Origin of the sequence: Xanthomonas sp. fls2-241-TYG-148 (assembly GCF_030208815.1) — a bacterium.
Lineage (GTDB): Bacteria > Pseudomonadota > Gammaproteobacteria > Xanthomonadales > Xanthomonadaceae > Xanthomonas > Xanthomonas campestris.
Genome location: NZ_JARVTE010000012.1, coordinates 204,920 through 225,402, shown reverse-complemented (window position 1 = coordinate 225,402; position 20,483 = coordinate 204,920). Strand labels below are relative to the sequence as shown.

General features: G+C 66.8%; 19 protein-coding genes. 15 read left to right on the top strand and 4 right to left on the bottom strand.

What is annotated here, in order from left to right; genetic code table 11:
• Window positions 1–197: 197 nt before the first annotated feature.
• From gspG to QRM60_RS13700, 10 genes are all read left to right on the top strand, one after another.
• A complete protein-coding gene (gene gspG / locus QRM60_RS13745) occupies window positions 198–629 on the top strand; it encodes a type II secretion system major pseudopilin GspG (protein WP_011035902.1) in 432 nt (143 codons plus the stop codon).
• A gap of 97 nt (window positions 630–726) precedes the next feature.
• Window positions 727–1,149 (top strand): GspH/FimT family pseudopilin, encoded by a 423-nt coding sequence (locus tag QRM60_RS13740; RefSeq protein ID WP_228442928.1) that lies wholly within the window; start codon window positions 727–729, stop codon window positions 1,147–1,149.
• Window positions 1,146–1,562, top strand: coding sequence for a prepilin-type N-terminal cleavage/methylation domain-containing protein (locus QRM60_RS13735; protein ID WP_115539619.1), 417 nt, complete (start codon window positions 1,146–1,148; stop codon window positions 1,560–1,562). The genes QRM60_RS13740 and QRM60_RS13735 overlap by 4 nt, the downstream gene beginning before the upstream one ends.
• Window positions 1,559–2,197, top strand: coding sequence for a type II secretion system protein J (locus QRM60_RS13730; RefSeq protein ID WP_075286162.1), 639 nt, complete (start codon window positions 1,559–1,561; stop codon window positions 2,195–2,197). The genes QRM60_RS13735 and QRM60_RS13730 overlap by 4 nt, the downstream gene beginning before the upstream one ends.
• Entirely contained in the window at window positions 2,194–3,045 is an 852-nt protein-coding gene (locus QRM60_RS13725; protein ID WP_076036428.1) for a type II secretion system protein GspK, read from the top strand. Before QRM60_RS13730 ends, QRM60_RS13725 begins: the two co-directional genes overlap by 4 nt.
• Window positions 3,042–4,163, top strand: a complete 1,122-nt coding sequence (locus QRM60_RS13720) for a PilN domain-containing protein (RefSeq protein ID WP_285446396.1) — start codon at window positions 3,042–3,044, stop codon at window positions 4,161–4,163. The genes QRM60_RS13725 and QRM60_RS13720 overlap by 4 nt, the downstream gene beginning before the upstream one ends.
• A complete protein-coding gene (gene gspM, locus QRM60_RS13715; protein ID WP_011035908.1) occupies window positions 4,147–4,788 on the top strand; it encodes a type II secretion system protein GspM in 642 nt (213 codons plus the stop codon). The genes QRM60_RS13720 and gspM overlap by 17 nt, the downstream gene beginning before the upstream one ends.
• On the top strand, window positions 4,778–5,563 hold the full coding sequence (gene xpsN / locus QRM60_RS13710) for a type II secretion system protein XpsN (RefSeq protein ID WP_011035909.1): 786 nt from the start codon (window positions 4,778–4,780) through the stop codon (window positions 5,561–5,563). Before gspM ends, xpsN begins: the two co-directional genes overlap by 11 nt.
• Window positions 5,560–7,875 (top strand): type II secretion system secretin GspD, encoded by a 2,316-nt coding sequence (gspD, locus tag QRM60_RS13705; RefSeq protein WP_115539623.1) that lies wholly within the window; start codon window positions 5,560–5,562, stop codon window positions 7,873–7,875. Before xpsN ends, gspD begins: the two co-directional genes overlap by 4 nt.
• Complete coding sequence (locus QRM60_RS13700) at window positions 7,872–8,711, top strand: glycosyltransferase (protein ID WP_115539624.1); 840 nt, start codon at window positions 7,872–7,874, stop codon at window positions 8,709–8,711. Before gspD ends, QRM60_RS13700 begins: the two co-directional genes overlap by 4 nt.
• 271 nt (window positions 8,712–8,982) lie before the next feature.
• On the opposite strand, the gene QRM60_RS13695 is transcribed toward QRM60_RS13700, so the two are convergent.
• The 4 genes from QRM60_RS13695 to QRM60_RS13680 form a co-directional block, all read right to left on the bottom strand.
• Window positions 8,983–9,711 (bottom strand): UTRA domain-containing protein, encoded by a 729-nt coding sequence (locus QRM60_RS13695; RefSeq protein WP_070691829.1) that lies wholly within the window; start codon window positions 9,709–9,711, stop codon window positions 8,983–8,985.
• A 103-nt stretch (window positions 9,712–9,814) separates the two neighbouring features.
• Window positions 9,815–10,390 carry a nicotinamide riboside transporter PnuC gene (gene pnuC / locus QRM60_RS13690; protein WP_225042303.1) on the bottom strand — a complete coding sequence of 192 codons (576 nt, stop codon included), beginning with the start codon at window positions 10,388–10,390 and terminating at the stop codon, window positions 9,815–9,817.
• A 185-nt stretch (window positions 10,391–10,575) separates the two neighbouring features.
• Window positions 10,576–12,744, bottom strand: a complete 2,169-nt coding sequence (locus QRM60_RS13685) for a TonB-dependent receptor (protein WP_285446395.1) — start codon at window positions 12,742–12,744, stop codon at window positions 10,576–10,578.
• Window positions 12,745–12,775: 31 nt separating this feature from the next.
• On the bottom strand, window positions 12,776–13,933 hold the full coding sequence (locus tag QRM60_RS13680; RefSeq protein WP_115555371.1) for an aminoglycoside phosphotransferase family protein: 1,158 nt from the start codon (window positions 13,931–13,933) through the stop codon (window positions 12,776–12,778).
• A gap of 364 nt (window positions 13,934–14,297) precedes the next feature.
• Between QRM60_RS13680 and QRM60_RS13675 the strand changes: the two genes are divergently transcribed.
• The 5 genes from QRM60_RS13675 to QRM60_RS13655 all read left to right on the top strand — a co-directional run bounded on the left by QRM60_RS13675 (window position 14,298) and on the right by QRM60_RS13655 (window position 20,467).
• On the top strand, window positions 14,298–15,137 hold the full coding sequence (locus QRM60_RS13675; RefSeq protein WP_285446394.1) for a glycosyltransferase family 2 protein: 840 nt from the start codon (window positions 14,298–14,300) through the stop codon (window positions 15,135–15,137).
• A gap of 130 nt (window positions 15,138–15,267) precedes the next feature.
• Entirely contained in the window at window positions 15,268–16,302 is a 1,035-nt protein-coding gene (locus tag QRM60_RS13670; RefSeq protein ID WP_285446393.1) for a hypothetical protein, read from the top strand.
• A 13-nt stretch (window positions 16,303–16,315) separates the two neighbouring features.
• On the top strand, window positions 16,316–18,223 hold the full coding sequence (locus tag QRM60_RS13665; RefSeq protein ID WP_042597533.1) for a glycosyltransferase family 2 protein: 1,908 nt from the start codon (window positions 16,316–16,318) through the stop codon (window positions 18,221–18,223).
• A 49-nt stretch (window positions 18,224–18,272) separates the two neighbouring features.
• The gene (locus tag QRM60_RS13660; protein ID WP_285446407.1) at window positions 18,273–19,520 is read left to right on the top strand and encodes a hypothetical protein; all 1,248 of its coding nucleotides are present in this window, start codon (window positions 18,273–18,275) and stop codon (window positions 19,518–19,520) included.
• A complete protein-coding gene (locus tag QRM60_RS13655; RefSeq protein WP_285446392.1) occupies window positions 19,502–20,467 on the top strand; it encodes a glycosidase-like protein in 966 nt (321 codons plus the stop codon). Before QRM60_RS13660 ends, QRM60_RS13655 begins: the two co-directional genes overlap by 19 nt.
• The last annotated feature ends 16 nt before the right edge of the window (window positions 20,468–20,483 follow it).

Sequence of the window (20,483 nt, the reverse complement as noted above, 5' to 3'; positions counted from 1 at the left end):
GATGCCGCGCTGGCTGCCGGTCCTCTGCGTGCAATTGGCGACATCGCTTCGCATGCTGACACGCGCTCCCGTGTACACGCACCACATCCACCACAACGTTTCGGTGACCGCATGACACCCATGCGGGAACCATTGCAGTGCCGGCCGTGTCATCTTCTGGCGGCAGCATCTTTCATCGACGTGCAAGGAAATCGTTCATGATCAAGCGTTCCATCACCCGCAGTCCGTCGCGCGCAGGCCAGGCCGGCATGAGCTTGCTGGAAATCATCATCGTCATCGTGCTGATCGGCGCGGTGCTCACCCTGGTCGGCAGCCGCGTGCTCGGTGGTGCCGATCGCGGCAAGGCGAACCTCGCCAAGTCGCAGATCCAGACCCTGGCCGGCAAGATCGAAAACTTCCAGCTCGACACCGGCAAGTTGCCGAGCAAGCTCGATGACCTGGTCACCCAGCCTGGCGGCAGCAGCGGTTGGCTGGGCCCGTACGCCAAGCCGGTCGAGCTCAACGACCCGTGGGGCCACACCATCGAATACCGCGTGCCCGGCGATGGTCAGGCCTTCGACCTGATCAGCCTGGGCAAGGATGGCCGCCCCGGCGGCAGCAGCTACGACTCGGACATCAAGTACCAGTAAGCAGCGACCCATGCGCGTTGCGCGTCTGCCGTTGCTGTCCCCGCACCGCGCTGCGCCCGTTGTGCGCAGGCAGCTGCGTGGCAGCTCGTTGCTGGAGATGCTGCTGGTCATCGCGCTGATCGCGCTGGCCGGTGTGCTGGCCGCCGCCGCGCTCACCGGCGGCATCGACGGCATGCGTCTGCGCAGCGCGGGCAAGGCCATCGCCGCGCAACTGCGCTATACGCGCACCCAGGCCATCGCCACCGGCACGCCGCAGCGCTTTCTGATCGACCCCCAGCAGCGGCGTTGGGAAGCGCCCGGCGGCCATCACGGCGACCTGCCCGCTGCCCTGGAGGTGCGCTTCACCGGTGCACGTCAGGTGCAATCGCGCCAGGATCAGGGCGCCATTCAGTTCTTTGCCGATGGCGCCTCCACCGGCGGGCGCATCGATCTGACCATCAAGGACGCGCGCTGGCGCGTGGACGTGGGCTGGATCACCGGTGAGGTGCGTTCCGGCCCGCTGCGGACGCCAATGCCATGAAGCATCAGCGCGGCTATTCGTTGATCGAAGTGATCGTGGCTTTTGCGTTGCTTGCCTTGGCGCTGACGCTGTTGCTCGGCTCCTTGTCCGGTGCGGCGCGGCAGGTGCGTGGGGCCGATGAAAGCACCCGCGCCACCTTGCATGCGCAGTCGTTGCTGGCCGTGCAGGGCATGGAACAACCGCTGGTGCCGGGGCAGCAGCAAGGCAGCCTGGAAGACGGGCATTTTCGCTGGTCGCTGGATGTGCGCCCCTACGACGAACCGCGTCGCAATGCGCAGGCGCCGGCAGACCCGAGCGCCCCCACGCTGCTGCAGCTCACCTTGGTGGTGCGGTGGGGCGAGCAACCCAACCAGCGCTTGTTATGGCGCACGTTGCGGCTGGTGACGGCCACCGCACAGGGCAACCCCGCGTGATACGTCCGCGCGCTGCCGGGTTCACCCTGATCGAAGTGCTGCTGGCCACGATGCTGCTGGTCGGCGGGCTGGCGCTGGCCTTTGCCACGTTGCGTTCGGCCAGCGCGATCAGCCAGCGCGGCGAAGCCATTGCGCAACGCAGCGAACGCACGCGCGCGGTAGAAGAATTCTTGCGTCGCCGGTTGTCTGCCGCGTTGCCGATCGCGATGGGCATCGATACGCAAAGCCAGCAACCGATGCTATTCGTCGGCGAGCCGCAGCGCATGCGGTTTGCCGCCGATGTGCCGGATTATCTGGGCCGCGGCGGGCCGTATCTGCATGACGTGTCGGTGGTGGGCGATGGCGAGCAGCGCACGCTCACCATTGCGCTGACCATGTTGCAATCGGGCAAGGAGATCGAAGAAGGCAACGCCTTGCCGGCTGAAACGCTGGCCGATGACGTGCAGCAGGTGAGCTTTCGCTATCGCGGGCTCGATCCACAAAGCGGTGCGCTGAGTGGGTGGCTGCCGCAATGGGAATGGCATGATCGCCTGCCCTTGCTGGTGCGCATCGACATCCGCAGCGGCGGCGCGGCCTGGCCGCCAGTGGTGGTGGCGTTGCCGCAGTCCGGCGGTGGTGGAGCGCTGGCGCAATGAAGACGATGCGCGGCGCAGCGCTGGTGCTGGTGTTGTGGTTGATCGCCTTGCTCACCGCGATGATCGGCGCGTTTGCATTGACCGCGCGCGTGGAAGCGCTACAGGGGTCCATGCTGCGCAACGGCGGCCAGGCGCAGGAATACGCACGCGCCGGCATGGAATACGCGCTGTCGCGATTGAGCAGTGGCGAGCCGCAAGCGCGCTGGCGTCCGGACGGGCGCCGCTATCGTTGGCAGATGGACGATGCCAACGTGGAGATCCGCATCATCGATGAGAGCGGCAAGGTGGATCTGAACATGGCCGAGCCAACGCTGCTCGCCGGGCTGGTGCGCGCAGTGGGTGGCGAAGCCGGGCGCGATGTGCGCCTGGCTGGCGCAATCGTGGATTGGCGCGATGGCGACACGCTCACGCAGCCGGGCGGTGGTGCGGAAGATCGCGACTACGCCGATGCCGGGCTGCCGTATGGCGCCAAGGATGGTCCGTTTGAAACACTGGGCGAATTGCGCCTGGTGCTGGGCATGGACGCAGAGCTGTACCGCAAGCTGTTGCCGCATGTCACCTTGTACAGCGGCCGTTCGCGCCCGGAAGCGCGCTTTGCCACCGGCCCGGTGCTCACCGCCATGGGCCTGGATGCGCAGCAACTGCTGGCGCAGCGTGACGCGCCGCTGGGTTTGCCAGGCAGCGACGCGACGCTTGGTGGGACAGACACTTATAGTATCGAGAGCCGGGCACGCCTGAGTCAGGGACGCGAGGCCGTGCTGCGTGCGGTCGTGCGCACCGGTGCGTCGGCCCTGCCCGGGTCCGCCTACACCGTTTTGCGTTGGGAAGAGGGAGCAGCAGTGCAATGACCGCGTGGCGGGATACCTTGGGACGCATTGGCGTTCGCGCCATGCCCGGCGCGGGCGGCTTCTGGCGTTGGTGGCAGCAATCGTTGCTGGCGTGGTTGCCGCAGCGCTGGCAGTGGCAGCTTGGCCTGTCGCAGTCACGGCTGCTATTGCAGCTGGATGGCGAGGCGCTGCAGTTGCTGCGTCAGCGCGACCAGACCAGCGACACCGTCGCCAGCCTGCCGTGGCCGGTGCAACCGCAGGAAGTGAACGCGCTGCTGCCCACCGCGCTGGAAGGCTTGCCGCAGCATTGGCTGCTGCCGGCCAGCCATGCGCTGCGCCGCCCGTTGCGGCTGCCTGCCGCCGCCGCTGCACGCCTGCAGGACGTGGCGCGCTTCGAGATCGACCGGCAAACCCCGTTCACCGCCGACCAGGTGTACTTCGATGCACGCGTGCTCGACGTGCGCGAAGACGGCCAGCTCGACGCCGAACTAGTAGTGGTGCCGCGGCGCATGATCGACGGCCCGGCCGGCGTGCCCGAGGCCTGGAGCAACGCGTTGTCCGGGATCGACGTGGCCGATGCGCGCGGCGCGCCGTTGGGCGTGAACCTGCTGCCGCCGGCCCGCCGCTTGCGCCGCAGCGACCCGATGCAGCGCTGGAATCTGTTGCTCGCCGTGGCCGCGCTGGTGTTGCTCGCGGTGGCCGGCTGGCTGCTGCTGGACAACCGCCGCCAGGCCGCCGACGACCTGCGTACCAAGGTGCAGGCCAATGCCGGGCGCGCGCGCCAGGTGGCCGCCGAGCGCCAGCAGTTGCTGGAACTGGTGGAGGGTGCAGCGTTCTTCCAGGAGCAACGTGCCACGCGTCCGACTTCGGTGGAAATCTGGGACGAATTGAGCCGCCGCCTGCCCAGCGGTACCTATCTGGAAAAGTTTTCGGTCGAGGGCGGGCAATTGCAGTTGATCGGTTTGAGCAAGGAGGCCTCCTCGCTGGTGCGCCGTCTTGAAGGTTCGCCGCTGTGGCACACGCCATCGCTGACCGGCGTGCTGCAGAGCGATGCCGGCCGCAACGTGGACCGCTTCACCATCACCGCCGAACTGGCCGGTCCCGATGCCAAGGAGGCCGCCGATGCCGCGCAGCGTTAAACGCGATCGCTGGATCGCCTTGGGCCTGTTGCTGCTGGTGATGGGCGTGGCATATCTGGTGTTGGTGCACCCGTGGTTCACCCAGCCGATGCTCGCCGTGCAGGACGACCTGCAATCGCTGCGCGAGCGCGAATTGCGTGTACGCGTGCAGTTGCAACAGGCTCCACAGGTCAGCCAGCGCCTGCAGCAGGCCAGGCAGACGCTGCAAAGCCGCCCCGGCTTCTTGCCGGAGAGTTCCGCCGAGCTGGCCTCGGCCGGGCTGGTGCAGCGGCTGGAACGTGCCGTGGTCGACGCCAGCCCGGGCAACCGCAGCTGCGCGATCAGCAACCGCTCGCCGCTGCAGCCGGAAACCAAGCGCTTCACCCGCGTGGCGGTGCAGGTGCGCTTGCGCTGCGGCACGCCGGAACTGGCCTCGGTCTTGTACAGCCTGGAAAACGGCACGCCGCGCCTGTTCGTGGACAACCTCAACGTGATGGCGCAGCGCTACCAGCTCTCACCCAACGAAAGCGGCAACGGCCTGGATATCGCCTTCGAACTGGCCGGCTACCTGCGGCCGGGCAGCAATGCCGGCCCGGTGAACACCGGCGCCGCGCCTGCCGCCGGGGAGGCCAGCAATGCGCCTTGAAATGATCGGCCTGCGCACCTGGTTGCTGGCCACTGTGGTCGGCTGGGCGTTGCTGGTCTGCGTGCTGGCCGTGGCCGGCCTGGGCAAGCGGGTGGAATTGCTGCCCGATGACCCGGCCCTGGTGCAGCGCCTGCCGGCGTTGCCGGCACCGGCCCCGGAGCGGCTGGGGCCGTTCGAGAAATACGCCGAGATCGCCGCGCATCCGGCGTTTGCCGAAGATCGCCTGCCGCACCCGTTCTTCCTGTCCGGCAACGACGGCAGCGGCGCCGCCTCCACGGTGCGCCTGACCGGCGTGCTGCTGACCTCCACCTTCAAGATGGCCACGCTTACGCTGGATCCGGCCGATTCGGTGCGGGTGCAGCTGGGCGGCGATGCGGTGAAGGGATACCGGTTGCTGGCCCTGCAGCCACGCAGTGCAACCATCGAAGGCCCGGGCGGCACCCAGACCCTGGAGCTGCAGGTGTTCAACGGCCAGGGCGGGCAGCCGCCAACCGCCATCGGGGGCCGCCCGCAGGCGCCCGGTGCCGTGCCGCCGTTGCCGCCGAATGTTCCGCCGGCACCTGCAACACCCGCGCCGCCGCCAGCCGAGGTGCCTCAGCAGCAGCCCGGTGGCCAGGCGCCGCCGACGGTGCCGCCGCAGCGCAGCGATGGCGCCCAGGAAGCACCACGCCCCTCCGATGAGCAGATGCGCGCCATCCGTGAACGTATCGAAGCCCGACGCCGCCAGCTGCAACAGCAGCGCCAGGGCGGCTCCACCCCCGGTCAGACCCAATGAGTGAACGCATGACGCCGCGCCTGTTTCCCGTGTCCCTGCTGATTGGCCTGCTGGCCGGTTGCGCCACCACTCCGCCACCGGACGTGCGCCGCGACGCGCGCCTGGATCCGCAAGTCGGCGCCGCCGGCGCCACCCAGACCACCGCCGAACAACGCGCCGACGGCAACGCTAGCGCCAAGCCGACCCCGGTGATCCGGCGCGGCAGCGGCACCATGATCAACCAGAGCGCCGCCGCGGCCCCATCGCCCACCCTGGGCATGGCCAGCAGCGGCAGTGCCACCTTCAACTTCGAAGGCGAATCGGTACAGGCCGTGGTCAAGGCGATCCTGGGCGACATGCTCGGCCAGAACTACGTGATCGCCCCGGGCGTGCAAGGCACCGTCACCCTGGCTACCCCCAACCCGGTGTCGCCCGCGCAGGCGCTGAACCTGCTGGAGATGGTGCTGGGCTGGAACAACGCGCGCATGGTGTTCAGCGGTGGCCGCTACAACATCGTGCCGGCCGACCAGGCGCTGGCCGGCACGGTCGCGCCCAGCACCGCCTCACCATCGGCCGCGCGCGGCTTCGAGGTGCGTGTGGTGCCGCTGAAGTACATCTCCGCCAGCGAAATGAAGAAAGTGCTGGAGCCGTACGCGCGGCCGAACGCGATCGTCGGTACCGATGCCTCGCGCAACGTGATCACCCTGGGCGGTACGCGTGCCGAGCTGGAAAACTATCTGCGCACCGTGCAGATCTTCGACGTGGACTGGTTGTCGGGCATGTCGGTGGGCGTGTTCCCGATCCAGTCCGGCAAGGCCGAAAAGGTCAGCGCCGATCTGGAAAAGGTCTTCGGCGAACAGAGCAAGACCCCCAGTGCCGGCATGTTCCGTTTCATGCCGCTGGAAAACGCCAACGCGGTGCTGGTGATCACACCGCAGCCGCGCTATCTGGACCAGATCCAGCAGTGGTTGGACCGCATCGACAGTGCCGGTGGCGGCGTGCGCCTGTTTTCGTATGAGCTGAAATACATCAAGGCCAAGGACCTGGCCGATCGCCTGTCGGAAGTGTTCGGCGGCGGGCGTGGCCAGGGGGGTGATTCCAACGCCTCGCTGGCACCGGGCTCGGAAACCAGCGTGCTTGGCGGCGCACTGGGTAATCGCGACAGCAGCATGGGCGGCAGCTCCGGCATGACCGGTGGCAGCATTGGCGAAAACGGCGACAGCAGCGGTGGAGGCGGCAGCTTCGGCGGCAGCAGCGGCGTCGGTGGTGGCAGCAGTGGCAGTAGCGGTGGCCTGGGCAACGGCAGCCTGCAATTGTCGCCGCGCAGCAACGGCAATGGTGCGGTCACGCTGGAAGTGGAAGGCGACAAGGTCGGTGTTTCTGCGGTGGCCGAAACCAACACCTTGCTGGTGCGCGCCACCCCGCAATCGTGGAGCTCGATCCGCGACGTCATCGAAAAGCTCGATGTGATGCCGATGCAGGTGCATATCGAAGCGCAGGTGGCTGAGGTGAATTTGACTGGGCAGCTGCAGTACGGGGTGAACTGGTACTTCGAGAATGCGGTGACCACACCGTTCGATGCCAACGGCAACGGTGGTCCGGCGTTGCCATCTGCTGCGGGCCGCAATATCTGGGGCGACATCGCAGGAAGCATCACCAACAACGGTGTGGGTTGGACATTCCTTGGGAAAAATGCGGCTGCGGTCATCAGCGCGCTTGATCAGGTCACCAATATCCGCCTGCTGCAGACGCCATCTGTCTTTGTGCGCAACAACGCCGAAGCCACGCTCAACGTGGGTTCGCGTATTCCGATCAATTCCACATCGATCAACACTGGGCTGGGCAGCGACAGCAGCTTCTCGTCGGTGCAATACATCGATACCGGTGTGATCCTGAAAGTGCGCCCGCGCGTCACCAAAGACGGTATGGTGTTCCTGGACATCGTGCAGGAAATCAGCACGCCCGGTGCACGGCCCGCAGCATGTACGGCGGCAACCACCACGACCGTCAACAGCGCTGCCTGTAACGTCGACATCAATACGCGCCGTGTCAAAACCGAAGCTGCGGTGCAGAGTGGCGACACCATGATGCTGGCTGGCCTGATCGATGACAGCACCAGCGACGGAAGTTCGGGGGTCCCGTTCCTCAGCAAGTTGCCGGTGGTCGGTGCTTTGTTTGGTCAGAAGACTCGGGACACGACCCGCCGCGAAGTCATCGTGCTGATCACTCCATCGATCGTGCGTAACCCGCAGGAAGCGCGCAATCTCACCGACGAATACGGTCAGAAGTTCAAGGTGATGGAGCCGCTGAAACCCAGCCAGAAGCCGCAATGAGTGCGGCGTTGCCTGTCGTACTGGTGCCGGTCGGCACCGACGACGAGGCGCTGGATGCGTGTCTTGGTGCATTGGATGCCGCCACGCCTGCCGGCACGCGGGTGTGGCTGGCCGACGATGCGCAGGCCGGCCCGCGCGGGCGCGCAGTGATCGAACACTGGCTGGCGCGCACGCAGCTGCAGGCGCACCACACCCGCCGCCAGCGCATGCTGGGCGAGGTGGCGCATCTGGATGAAATGCTCGCCGCCTGTGGCGATGCCGATGTGGTGGTGCTCGGCATCGATGCGCGCCCATTTCCGGGCTGGCTGCGGCAACTGCAGGCCTGCTTTGCGCGCGATGCCGCGATTGCCACCGCCACCCCGTGGAGCAATGCCGGCGAGGCCTGTGCGTGGCCACGGCTGGGCGAAATCAATCCACTGCCGGAAGCACCCGAACGCCTGGCCGCCGCCTGCGCGGCGATGCCGCCGCTGCATCCGGAATTGCCGTCGGCCGCCGGCCATGCAGTGCTATTGCGCGGCAGCGCACGTCGCAAGGCCGGCGGGCTGGATGCCAGCAGTTATGGCTCGTGGTACGCCGCGCTGACCGATCTGAGCCTGCGCATGGCCGGGTTGGGTTGGCGCAACGTGCTGTGCGACACCGCGTTCGTGGCTTCCCCGCACGAAGGCCGCCCGGCCGATGGCGACATGGACGCACTGGCCACGCGATGGCCCGCCTGGCATGCGCGCCTGGCCAACTTCCTGATGCACGACCCGCTGCGTGCGCAGCGCGAGCAGCTGACGCACCTGCTGGCCGACCTGCCGCCGCCGGACCCGCAGCGCACCTTGTTCGACGCGTAGCTCGATCGCGACCGAATCTGCCCGGTGTGCAGGGCGGGAGTCGCGACCGAACGCATAAAAGCGACTGACAAGAACGTATTTGCAGTGGCGAGACAGGCGCAGCGCAGCGGCCATTCAATACGCATTAAACCGTTTTTTTAGCGTGTCGCACCCTCAAACGTTCGCGACGCATTGTCCGCCGCGTTGAGGCTCGCGAACGCAACGAAGTGCGCAGCGCGCAATGCTCACCATCGATTCCCGATTCCCGATTCCCGATTCCCGATTCCCGGCGCTACAGCGCCGAGTGCGTCGGCGCCTCGGTGCGCACCACCACATCCAGCGCATCGTGGCGCCAGGATTCGATATCCAGTTCCACCGCGCTGCCGTCTTCGGCGAAGCTCACCCGCTGCAGCCGAAAGCACGGCGTGCCGGTGGTGGACTGCAGCAGGATTGCCTGCGCCGCATCCAGGCCGGCCGGATGCATCGACAACTGGCTGCGGCTGAGGAACAGGCCCAGTTTCTGGTTGAACACGCTCGACAATGAGCCGGCCAGATCATGCTCAAGCAGCCCGGGTGCCCAGGCGGCCAGCACCACGTTGGTTTCCAGCAGCACCGCGCGGCGATCGATCCAGCGCCGCCGCTGCAGCACGAACACCGGCTCTTGAACGCGGTGCAGGCGCAGCGCGGCGGCATACACCGCGCCGGCCGGTTGCAGGGTGGCGCTCAACAGCTCGGTGCGCGGCTTGCGCCCTTGCGCGGCCACGTACTGCATGAAACCGGCAATGCTGGTGGGATCGTAACGCACGCGCGGTGCGCTGACGAACCAGCCACGCCGATTCTCGCGGTAGATGCGGCCTTCGGCTTCGAGTTGCTGCAGGGCTTCACGCAGGGTGATGCGCGTGCAGCCAAAACGCTCGGCCAACGCGCGCTCCACCGGCAGGCGCTGGTCCGGGCCCCATTCGCCCGCAGCGATCTGCGCGCTGATGGCATCGGTGATGGTGGACTGGCGGGAGACGTTCATGCGGCGATCCGCTGACGGGTGACACACAGCATGTGCGGGGAGATGACCGAAAAGACGAGTGCTCCGATGGTAATGAAGAATGCGGCCACAAACCTGTTTCAGGTCACTGCGCGTTTACCGGGGTGCGCTGCCGTTGGGCGTTCCAGCTGTGCCAACCGTACACGGCAAGGCCCACGAAGCCGGCGTAGAGCAGAGCGGTGGGGTACAGCGCCTTGCTGACGAACACGCCCACATACACGCAGTCCAGCACGATCCACAGCACCCAGTTGGCGATGCGCCTGCGCGCGGCCCACACGCTGGCCACCAGGCTGAAGCTGGCGAGCGCCGCGTCCAGCCACGGCAACGCCGCATCGGTGCGGTGGTGCATGTAGGCGCCCAACGCGGCAGCGAAGCCGGCGCCAAGACCCAGCGACAGCCACAGCTCACGTTGCGGCATTGGCAGCGGGCGGATACGCGTCTCCAGTGCAGTGCCGCGCTGCCACTGCCACCAACCATATAACTGCGTCAGCACGTACACGCCCTGCAGCAACATGTCCGAATACAGCTTCCATTGGTAGAACAGCCAGGCGTAGAGCGCCACGGCCACGATGCCCACCGGCCAGCACCAGCGAATGCGCCGCGCAGTGAGCCACACGCCCAGCAGGTTGATCACAACGGCGATGGATTCGAGCAAGGACATGGTGGCCTGGAGGCAAGATGCGATGTGGGTGGACGGTGTGCAGGACGCTGTGTGATTGCTGCCGATCAGCCGCACGTGCACGGTGCGGGTGCCGTCATGGCGCTGCGCGTGATCGCTGAGCCTGCAGACGCGCTGCAGGTTTATGCGCTGCGCCGCTGCACACGGCGCAGCGCAGCGATTGCGGGTTAGAAATCCACCTGCACGGTCAGCCGGGCGGTGCGCGGTGCGCCGGGGAAGAGATAGGCATCGCCCTGGTATTCGCCCGCATCGCGCCAGTAGCGTTTGTCGAACACGTTGTCCACGTTCAAGCGCCAGGTGGTGGCCAGCCCGCCCAGCGTGGTGGCGTAACGCGTGCCCAGGTTGGCCACCGCGTAGGCCGGGACGCTGGCGCCGCCGAGGCGGTCGGCAAACTTGCGGCCGCTGTATTGCACACCCGCCAGCAGTGCCAGGCCGTCGATGCCGGGTACGCGGTAGTCGGCCTGCACGCTGGCGCGCAGCTTGGGCACATTGATGGCCTGGTGGCCTTCGTAGGCGGCAATGCCGGTGTCTTCGGCCCGCGCGCGAATCGCCGCCACGCTGGCAAATAGCTGCAGTTGCGCGGTCGCCGCGCCATCGGCAGACAGCTCCAGGCCGCGGTTGTGCAGCCGCCCCTGTTGCACGTACAGCAGGCCACCGTCGGCCTGCGGCTGGGTGAACTGATAGGCCTGGCGGATATCGAAGACGGCGGCGCCCAGGCGCACGCCCTGCAGCTGCCATTTCGCGCCGGTTTCCAGCTGATAGGCATTGGTCGGCGGCAGGATTTCATCGGCGTTGTCGGCAAACCATGGTGCGGTGCCACCGGCAGCCAGGCTCTTGGCGTAGCTCGCATACACGGTGACCTGCTGCTGCGGTTTGAACAGCAGTGCCGCCTGCGGCAGCAATGCGTCCTTGCGGGTGCGGCGTTCCAGCACGCCATCGCGGTCGAAGGCGCGCTCGTCCAGGCGAACGTAGCGGGCACCGAGCGCCAATTCCCATTGCCCGCCCAGGCCAATCCGGTCGGCCAGCACCACGGCGCGCTGGCGGCTGTCCAGGCGGCGCTGTTTCGGGTCCAGCGCGACATCGGTTTGCGCGAAGACCTCCGGGTCGCGATCGATGCTGCCGCTGCCGACGAACTCATTCACCGACCCGTAGCGGTCGATGGTCCGGCGCAACCAATCGGCACCGATACTCAGCTGGTGGTCCAGCGCGCCGGTGGTCACGCGGCCATCCAGGCTGGCGCGCAGCTGGTCGTGCACGCGGGTGTCGTCCGGGCTGCGGTAGTCGTAAACGTCGTATTCGCCCTGCGCACTGAAAAAATTCGGCGTGGCAATGTCCGCGCAGCTGGCCGCGCCATAGCAGCCCCAGGCAAACGCGGAGAAATCGTTGATGGTTGAGCGGCTGCGCGACGCTTCCACACTGGCGCGCCACGCCTCGTTGAACTGGTAGGCATAGCGCAGCTGCGCGTTGAGCGAATCCATCTCCACCGGCCGCGACCACGGCTGATACCCGAGCAGGCGATGCACATCGATGTTGCGCGGCACCTGCGTGCCGCCCAGCAACTGATAGCCGGGCACGGAGCGCTGCTGCCGATGCTGGTATTCCACATCCACCTGCAGCAGCGATTGCGCGGTGGGTTTCCAGTCGCCGGCCAGCGACAGGAAATTGCGGTAGCCATCGGCATGGTCGACATAGCTGCGGAAATCTTCGCGCGCCGCATTCACGCGCACGCCCAGCGTGCGATCGGCATCGAACCAGTCGCCCAGATCGGCCGCGATGTAGCGCGAGCCTTGTTCGTCGGTCCCCAGGGTCACGCTGCGCACGTGCTCGGGGCGCTTGGTGCGGTAGTCGATCAGCCCCGCCGGTTCGTTGACCCCGGATTGCAGCCCGGCCAGTCCCTTGAGGATCTGCACTTGCTGCTTGTTTTCCAGCGCGATCGATTGCTCGCCTACCGCGCTCAGCCCGTTGATGCGGTAGCTGTTGGCGGCGTTGAGCGAGTAGCCGCGCAGCACGAAGTTTTCGTAATAACCGATCGGCGCATACGCATCGCCGGCAGAGGCATCGGCGCGCAATACCTCGCTGAGCACGCGCGCCTGGCGGTCGAGCAATTGCTGGCGCTCGATCACCGCAATCGATGCCGGCGCATCCAGCAGCGACGTAGTACCAAAGCCGCTCAGCGTGGTGGCGGCATCGGCGCGCTCACCCCGCACGTTGACCGCATCCAGTTGGACGGCCGCGCCGTCCGGTTGTTGCTGTGCCAGCGCAGGCAAGGTGATGCACAGCGCCAGCGCCAAAGCGAGCGGACGAAGAGAAAGCAGGGAAGGGCAGGGTGCGTACATGCGCAAGACTCGAAGAAAGGATGAAAGACGCTCAGCGCAGCCGGCGCGCACGCGCGTGCAGATGCTCGCGCAGGCGACAACCCTCGGGGCTGGCAAACCAGTCCGCGTGGCCGAGCAGATAACGGTGATAGGCGATGTCGGCGTTGTCGGCCGAGCGGGTAATGCCGGCGAAGTAGCCGATCTCGCTGAGCGCAAAATCCGCATGCACGATCGGCAGTAACGCCGCGAGCAGGCGCAGTTGCGCCGCATCCAGCGGGCAGTGCTGCGCGTAGCCGTCCAGCAAGGCGTCGAGCTGTTCCAGCTGCGGCTCGGCGCGCTGCGCGGTGTCCAGGTTCAGCCATGGAATCAGATTGCGTTCGATCGCCGTGGCCAGATCGAACAACGCGAAACTGCGATCGCACAGGCCGAAGTCGAACACCGCGCTGACCTCCGTGTGGCCCGCATCGGTGTCCCACAACAGATTGGAGGCGTGCCAGTCGCCGTGCGTCCACAGCGGCGGCAACGCACCAGGAGCAGAGAGCAACGGCCAGGCCTGCGCATGCCAGGGCAGCAGGTGGGTGGCGATGTCGGCACGCCATGGCCGATGGCGCAGATCGGCCGCCAGCGCGGGACGCGATGCCAGCGCCTGTTCCAAGGCGTGGAGCGGGTCCTCCTGGGTGAACAACGCCAGATTGGCCACCAGCACACTGGTCTGGCGCGGCGGCGCGTCAAATCCCTGCGCGCACATATGCAGGCGTGCCAGCGCGGCGCCGGCCGCGAACGCATGCGCAACGTTGCAGAACGGGGTCCACGACAAGGCATCGCGATACACGTCCTGGCCGCGGCCCACGCGTTGCACTTCGTAGACCCACTCCGCCTCGGTCAGCGCAGTGCGGCCTTGTGCGTCGTGCAGGACTTCGACCACCGGCGCGCCTGCCCAACGCAGATGCGCCATGAAGGCATGCTCCTGCCGCAGCGTCTCCACCGTGCGCACCCTGTGGTGATGCCGTTTGACGATGACCATGCCGGCCGCCGTCTCCACACACGCCGCCGCGGAAAACGGGCGCGCGCTATGCCAGCGCACGGCTTCAGTGCCGACGCCCCCGACGAACCGCTGCAGCACATGGTGGATCTCGTCGGCGCGCAGCACCGGCCAATCCGGCAAGGCCAGTTCCAGGCCCATGCCGTGGACGTGATGCGGCCCGTTCATGGCTGCCCGCCGGCGACCGCGCGCGGTCTGGCTTGCGGACTTGGTATAGACCAGGAGGGTGGGGCCGATCGTCGGGGCCCGGCGTGCATGCCGGCAAGATCCAAGACGGCGCTGCCAGGCCGTCGTTGCAGCGCAGGCACCATCAGGCGGCCGCGACGCAGGGAGTGAAAGGGCAGCGCGAAACCGTGGGGTCGCTGGCCGTCATCTCGAAGCTGAAAAGTGGGAGGTGCGCCGCAGGGCGGCGTCCACGGAAGACCGCATGGCGGTTCCGGGCGCGCAGTATGCCCCCTGCGTTTGTCGACCGCCATGCACCCGGCCGCTGCGGCGATGGCGCTGCGGGTGCGCGGCACGGGATAATCGCTGGATGACTTCCCTCTCGATAGCCGCCGTCGTTGTCACCTACCAGAGCAGCAGCACGATCGACGCGTGCCTGGCGCGGTTGCGTGCGGCCGAGGGCGTCAGCGAGATCCGCGTGGTCGACAACGCCTCCAGCGACGACACCCTGGATGTGGTGCAGCGGCATGCGTTGGCCGATCCGCGCGTGCAGTTCATCGCCAACCCGGACAACCCGGGCTTCGCCACCGCCTGCAACCAGGGCGCGCGCGACTCGCAGGCGCCGTGGCTGGTCTTCATCAACCCTGACCTGATGGTCGAGCACGACACGCTGCGCCGGCTGTGCGAGCGCGCTGGCGGCCATGCCGCAGTGTTGCTGGGGGTGGAGCAGGTGGACGAACACGGCCAGCCCGACGCCGCGGTACGCCGGCGTGACCCGGACTTTGCTGCCATGCTGCGTGCGCCGCGCGCCGCCGCCCAACTGGCCGTGCCTGCGGACCTGGCGCTGGCGCTGCAACCGGTGGATGCCATCTCCGGTGCCCTGATGCTGATGCAGCGCAGCCTGTTCGACCGCCTGGACGGCTGGGACGGCGGCTACCGCCTGCATGCCGAGGACCTGGACCTGTGCCGGCGTGCGCGCCAGGCTGGCGCACTGGTGGCGGTGGCCAATGACCTGCAGGTGGTGCACGTGCGCGGGGTCTCCAGCCGTTCGCGCCCGTTTTTTGTGGAATGGCACAAGCACCGCGGTCTGTGGCGGTATTTTTGCAAGTTCGAGTCCGCGCAACGCGGGCTGCTGGTGCGGCTCGGGGTCTGGGCGGCGATCTGGACCCATGCGGCGGCGCAGGTGCCCCGGCTGCTACGCCAACGCTGAGTTCGCCGCGTTAAATTTGTGATAAATCCGTGATGCGATAGTGTCTGGAACTGTGATACGTTTCTCTTAGAAATGTGATCAACGTCGATTGCTTCCTGTCCCTTCCGGGTCCCCCACCAGGAAATCTGCAATGTCCCTACAGAACGACCCGCGCTCGCGGGCACGTCAGTCGTGTGCCACGCCCTCACTGTCCGGCTCGGTTGAGCGGGCGCCAGAGTGCAGCCAGTCCCAACGGCGTCCCATCCAGCGGGCGGTCGTGTCGTTGCTTGCGGCGGGTTGCCTGATCGCCGCGCTGCCTGACACCGCCATGGCCGGTGCCTGGACCCAGCCACAAGGCGACACCCTGGTGATCGTCAAGGCGCTGCATAGCGATGGACGCGGTTGGTTCGATGACAGCCATCACCGCACCACCTTCGGTGACGGACAGCAGTTCGATGGCAACGGGCGTAGCCGCCAGGACCAGCTCAATGTCTACGTCGAGCATGGCCTGACTGACCAACTGAGCGTCATCGGCAACTTCTATTTCACCGACGTGGGTTTCAGCAACCACGGCGGAGACGGCCGCACCCGCGCCAGCACCACCGGCTTCGCCGATCAGGAAATCGGCCTGCGCTACGCGCTGCCGAGTGCGCAGGACGATGTCTGGCGCAGTTCGGTGCAGGCACTGGTGAGCATCCCAGCCTATGGCCGCAGCAAGACCTACCACCCGAACACCCCTGGTGCGAATTCCGACCCGGCCTTGGGGTTGGGTGACTATGGTCTGGAGTTGCGCTACAGCCGCGGGCGTGGATACACGCTGGGTGGGCGCAATGGCTATGTCGACCTCGGCGGTGCGGTGCGTCTGCGCGGCAGTGCCGCCTCCGACGAACTGCGGGTGGATGCCTCCACTGGCCTGAGTCTGACCCCCAGCTGGCTAGTGCTTGGCGAACTCAACGTGATCCAGGGCTTGGGCAACGGGCGTAACAACTTCGACGTGCCCGGCTCTGCTGGTGGCGTCAGTTTCGTAGCCACCGGCACCAACTACGACCTCACCAAGCTGCAGCTGTCCACGCTGTATACCGCCCCCGGCGGTAGCCAGTGGCAGGTGGGCTACCAGCAGCCAGTGATGGGCCGCAATACCGGTGCTGCCGGCGGGCCATTCGTGGCCGCCTGGTGGCGGTTCTAGGGCAGGGCCGACAATGACGGTCACCTGCGAAATGGACGCGCTGGGACGGGCGCCGGATATCGGCCGCGAACGCGGCTTGTTGGGGCGTTCGCTGGTGTCTGCCGGCGTCATCACCGACGAGCAACTGCGCGCCGCGCTTGCCTTGCAGCAACGCTGGAATTCGCGCCTGGGCGATGTGATCCTGGCCCAGCGCGGCGTGCCGGCGCAGCGGTTCTACGCCATCGTGGCCGCGCACTTCGGGCTGCAGTTCGTCGACCTGGTGCAACAGCCGCCGGACCCCGAGCTGCTCACCGCCACCGACCTGGATGTGTATGCGCAGCGGCTGATCCTGCCATGGCGGCGCGAGGACGGTGTGCTGGTGCTGGCCGTGGCCGACCCGGACCCGGCGCTGTTCGCCTGGGCGCGCGAGCACTACGGTGCGGAAGTCCGCTTCGTCGGCACTGCCAAGTTCGACATCATCTGGAGCCTGCAGCGCTACGCCGACGAGCAGCTCACCGACAATGCGCTGAACCTGCTGGCCGCACACGCGCCTACCTATTCCGCACGCCAGGTGGTCACTCGCGGGCAGAAGTTCACCTTGTGGGCGATTGCCGCGGTGCTGGTGGCGGCGATTGCGGCGTTCCCCATCATCACGCTGATCACCATCAATGTGCTGGTGGCGCTGGGCTTTCTGGCGACCTTCGGCCTGAAGTTGCTGCTGGTGTGGTTCGGCTCGCGCCACCGCATCGACATCAAGGTCACCGAAGACGAAGTGGCTGCGCTGCGCGATGACGACCTCCCGGTCTATACCGTGCTGGTGCCGATGTACAAGGAGCCGGAAGTCCTGCCGATCCTGGCCAACGCGCTGCGCAAGCTGGATTACCCGATCAGCAAGCTCGACGTGAAACTGGTGCTCGAAGCGGACGATTTCGAGACCATCGAAGCGGCCAAGAAACTCGGCCTGGAAGCGTTCTTCGAAATCATCCGGGTACCGCCGTCGCAGCCCAAGACCAAGCCCAAGGCCTGCAACTACGCGCTGCATTTTGCGCGCGGTGAATTGCTCACCATCTACGACGCCGAGGACAAGCCCGAGCCGGATCAGCTCAAGCGCGTGGTGGCTGCGTTCCGCAAGGCGGAAAAAGACGTGGTGTGCATCCAGGCGCGCTTGAACTACTACAACGCCGACGAAAACTGGCTGACGCGGATGTTCACGCTGGAGTACACGCTCTGGTTCGACTTCTACCTGCCGGCGCTGGAATACCTGCGTATTCCGATTCCGCTGGGCGGCACCTCCAACCACTTCCGGCTGGACGTGTTGCGCCAGGTGCGCGCATGGGACCCGTACAACGTCACCGAAGACGCCGACCTGGGTGTGCGCCTGATCCAGAACGGCTACCGCGTCAACGTGGTCAATTCCACCACGTTCGAAGAAGCCAACGTCAGCATCCCCAACTGGATCCGGCAGCGTTCGCGCTGGCTCAAGGGCTACATGCAGACCTGGCTGGTGCACATGCGCGACCCGGTGCATCTGTACCGCAGCACCGGGTTCAAGGGGTTCTGGGGCTTTCAGTTCTTCATCGGCGGCGGCTTTTTCACCGCGCTGGGCGTGCCGGTGCTGTGGGTGCTGTACGCGGCGTGGCTGCTGACCGGGACCTCGGCGTTCGACCGCATCTTCCCGCCGTGGCTGGCCGCGGTCTCGCTGATCAATCTGCTGCTCGCCAATGGGTTTTTCATCTACATCACGCTGGTGGCCGCGTTCAAGCGCGACTACTTCAAGCTCGCGCCGTATGCGCTGACGGTGCCGTTCTATTGGTTGCTGCAGTCGATCGCGGCCTACAAGGGTCTGTGGCAGTTGATCCGCAATCCGTTCTATTGGGAGAAGACCACGCATGGCATCAGCAAGCATTCCGAACAAGAGCGCCGCGCCGCACTCGAAGAGTGAGCCGGGCGCCGCGCGCCGCGACAGCGGGCTGCCGGCGTTCCTGGTGGCGGTGGTGGCGTTGTCGCTGCTGAGCCAGCCGTTGCTGGTGCAGTCGTTGGGTAGCGCGGCACCGGCGGTGGCGCCCACGGTGGGGTTGCCGGCAACCGGCCTGCTGACCTGGCTGATCGATGTCGCTGCGCACCGCTGGAACCTGCCGTTCCAGGTGTGGCCGTTCGTGGCGGTGGCCGCCAATGCGCTGTTCCTGTCGTTGCTGTGGCGCGATCTGGCCGGCGTGTTCGGGCGCGGCTGGGCCAGCGGATTGACCTTGCTGGTGGGCTGCAACCCGCTATTCCTGCTGCCGATTGCCGCCGGTGGCAGCCAGGCGGTCGGCCTGCTCGCGTTCTACGGGTTGTGCCGCACGCTGCGCCGCCTGCAGGCGCCGGTGGAGGCCTTCACTTACCTGCGCATTGCCGGCTGGCTGTGCATCCTGTTGTGCCTGGATCTGCAGACCTTGGCGCTGTCGACGATGGTCGCGCCCTGGCTGTTGCTGGTGATGCCGCCGCAGATGCTGCGCAAGGCGCCGGGATCGTTCTATCTGGTGTGCTACCTGCCGTTCGTGTTCCTGGTCGGCATGTGGGCCTACATCAATCTGACCATGTTCAATGCGCCGTGGCCGACATTGTCCAGCATCGCCGCCGGTGCGCACCCGCTGCCGTTGCCGCTGCAGGCGCATGCCGACGGTTGGCTGCCGGCGCTGCGTTGGGGTGTGGCGGCGGTGGCGTGTTTCCCATTGCTGGCGTTGGTGATGCGCAGTCGCAGCGGCGTGTTGGCGCGTGGCGTGCTCGCCAGTGCGGGTACGGTGATCTGCGCGGCGGCGCTGTCGTTCGCGTTCGGCTGGGCCGGTTTCGATGCCTTGCTGCTGCTGTGGGTACCGGCCGCATTGTTGCTGCGCGCGCTGCGTGCCGATCAACGTGGCCAGGCCGCCGGCCTGCTGCTGTTGGGCGTGCTTGGTGCGGCGTGGGTGCAGCCGCAGGGCTGGGGCCGCTGGATGCAGGCGCCATCGGCTGAGCAGGCGCAGGCGCAGGGCGAGCCGATCGTGGTGACCGCGATGGCGGCGCTGCCGATGACGGACGGGCAGTCTGCTGTGGCAGCGCATGCTGCCCAGCCCGAAGCCGGCGCTGCGGTGCTGGCTGGCGGTGCGTCTGCGCTGGCGCCGATGGCTGCCAAGAACACTACAACCTCAAGCCCTACAACCTGCACTCAGCAGAAGGCGCTTTCGTCGAATCAGGTTTCTGCAGCATGTTCAAGCGCTTTCTAAACGCAACGTTATTGATGGGGTTGTGCGTGTTCGCCACTGGATGCCAGGCCGTGCCGACCTGGATGGGCGCCAACGTCAAGGTGTCGGCCAACGCGCCGTGGCAAAGCGACGCGGCAGCGCAATCGTTGAATGCGCTCGCCGACACCGGTGCGAGCAAGGCCTTGTTGGTGGCCTTCGTGTGGCAGGCAACGCCGCAGTCCAACGACCCGGTGCTGGGCAGCGACAGCAGCCTGGCCGCGATGCGCGCAGCGTTGCGGCAAAGCCACGCGGCCGGGCTGCAGCCCACGCTCAAACTGCATCTGTGGATTCCGGGGCATTGGGCTGGCGATGCGGCGCCAGCCGACCAGGCAGCGTGGTTTGCCGCCTATCAGCGCGCGCTGCTGCCGCTGGCACAGCTTGCCGAAGACGAACACGCCGAGGCGCTGGTGATCGGCACCGAGCTGCGCCAATTGCAGGACGCACCGCAATGGCCTGCCTTGGTGGCGGCCGTGCGTGCGGTCTATGGCGGCAAGCTGCTGTACGTGGCCGACGGCATGGAGCACGCGGAAACATTCCGCTACTGGTCGCTGTTCGATGCGGTGGGCACCAGTCTGTATCCGCGTCTGTCTGAAGCGGCTGCCAAACGGCGACCGGAGATGGAGGCCGCCGCGCAGCGCCTGCAGGACCTGGGCAAGCGCGTCGGTAAGCCGGTGTGGGTGGCCGAGCTGGGGCTGCGTTCGGCACGCGGCAGCCTGGCGGCGCCGTGGGAGAGCCCGGAACAGCGCACCGCGGCGGTCGATACAAAACTGCAACTGCAGGTGCTGCAACAGTGGCGTGCGGTGTTGCAGGCGCATGGCGTGGAAGGCATCGCACTGTGGTGCTGGTACACCGACCCCAAGGCCGGCGGTCCCGGGGATAGTGACTTCACCGTGCAGGGCAAGCCGGCGCAACAGGTGCTGGCGGACTAAGCGCCGCTTTAAAACG

Coding starts and splice junctions, on each gene's coding strand:
- gspG (WP_011035902.1), top strand. CDS start 198: ATGATCAAGCGTTCCATCACCCGCAGTCCGTCGCGCGCAGGCCAGGCC.
- QRM60_RS13740 (WP_228442928.1), top strand. CDS start 727: ATGCTGCTGGTCATCGCGCTGATCGCGCTGGCCGGTGTGCTGGCCGCC.
- QRM60_RS13735 (WP_115539619.1), top strand. CDS start 1,146: ATGAAGCATCAGCGCGGCTATTCGTTGATCGAAGTGATCGTGGCTTTT.
- QRM60_RS13725 (WP_076036428.1), top strand. CDS start 2,194: ATGAAGACGATGCGCGGCGCAGCGCTGGTGCTGGTGTTGTGGTTGATC.
- QRM60_RS13720 (WP_285446396.1), top strand. CDS start 3,042: ATGACCGCGTGGCGGGATACCTTGGGACGCATTGGCGTTCGCGCCATG.
- gspM (WP_011035908.1), top strand. CDS start 4,147: ATGCCGCGCAGCGTTAAACGCGATCGCTGGATCGCCTTGGGCCTGTTG.
- xpsN (WP_011035909.1), top strand. CDS start 4,778: ATGCGCCTTGAAATGATCGGCCTGCGCACCTGGTTGCTGGCCACTGTG.
- gspD (WP_115539623.1), top strand. CDS start 5,560: ATGAGTGAACGCATGACGCCGCGCCTGTTTCCCGTGTCCCTGCTGATT.
- QRM60_RS13700 (WP_115539624.1), top strand. CDS start 7,872: ATGAGTGCGGCGTTGCCTGTCGTACTGGTGCCGGTCGGCACCGACGAC.
- QRM60_RS13695 (WP_070691829.1), bottom strand. CDS start 9,711: ATGAACGTCTCCCGCCAGTCCACCATCACCGATGCCATCAGCGCGCAG.
- pnuC (WP_225042303.1), bottom strand. CDS start 10,390: ATGTCCTTGCTCGAATCCATCGCCGTTGTGATCAACCTGCTGGGCGTG.
- QRM60_RS13685 (WP_285446395.1), bottom strand. CDS start 12,744: ATGTACGCACCCTGCCCTTCCCTGCTTTCTCTTCGTCCGCTCGCTTTG.
- QRM60_RS13680 (WP_115555371.1), bottom strand. CDS start 13,933: ATGAACGGGCCGCATCACGTCCACGGCATGGGCCTGGAACTGGCCTTG.
- QRM60_RS13675 (WP_285446394.1), top strand. CDS start 14,298: ATGACTTCCCTCTCGATAGCCGCCGTCGTTGTCACCTACCAGAGCAGC.
- QRM60_RS13670 (WP_285446393.1), top strand. CDS start 15,268: ATGTCCCTACAGAACGACCCGCGCTCGCGGGCACGTCAGTCGTGTGCC.
- QRM60_RS13665 (WP_042597533.1), top strand. CDS start 16,316: ATGACGGTCACCTGCGAAATGGACGCGCTGGGACGGGCGCCGGATATC.
- QRM60_RS13655 (WP_285446392.1), top strand. CDS start 19,502: ATGTTCAAGCGCTTTCTAAACGCAACGTTATTGATGGGGTTGTGCGTG.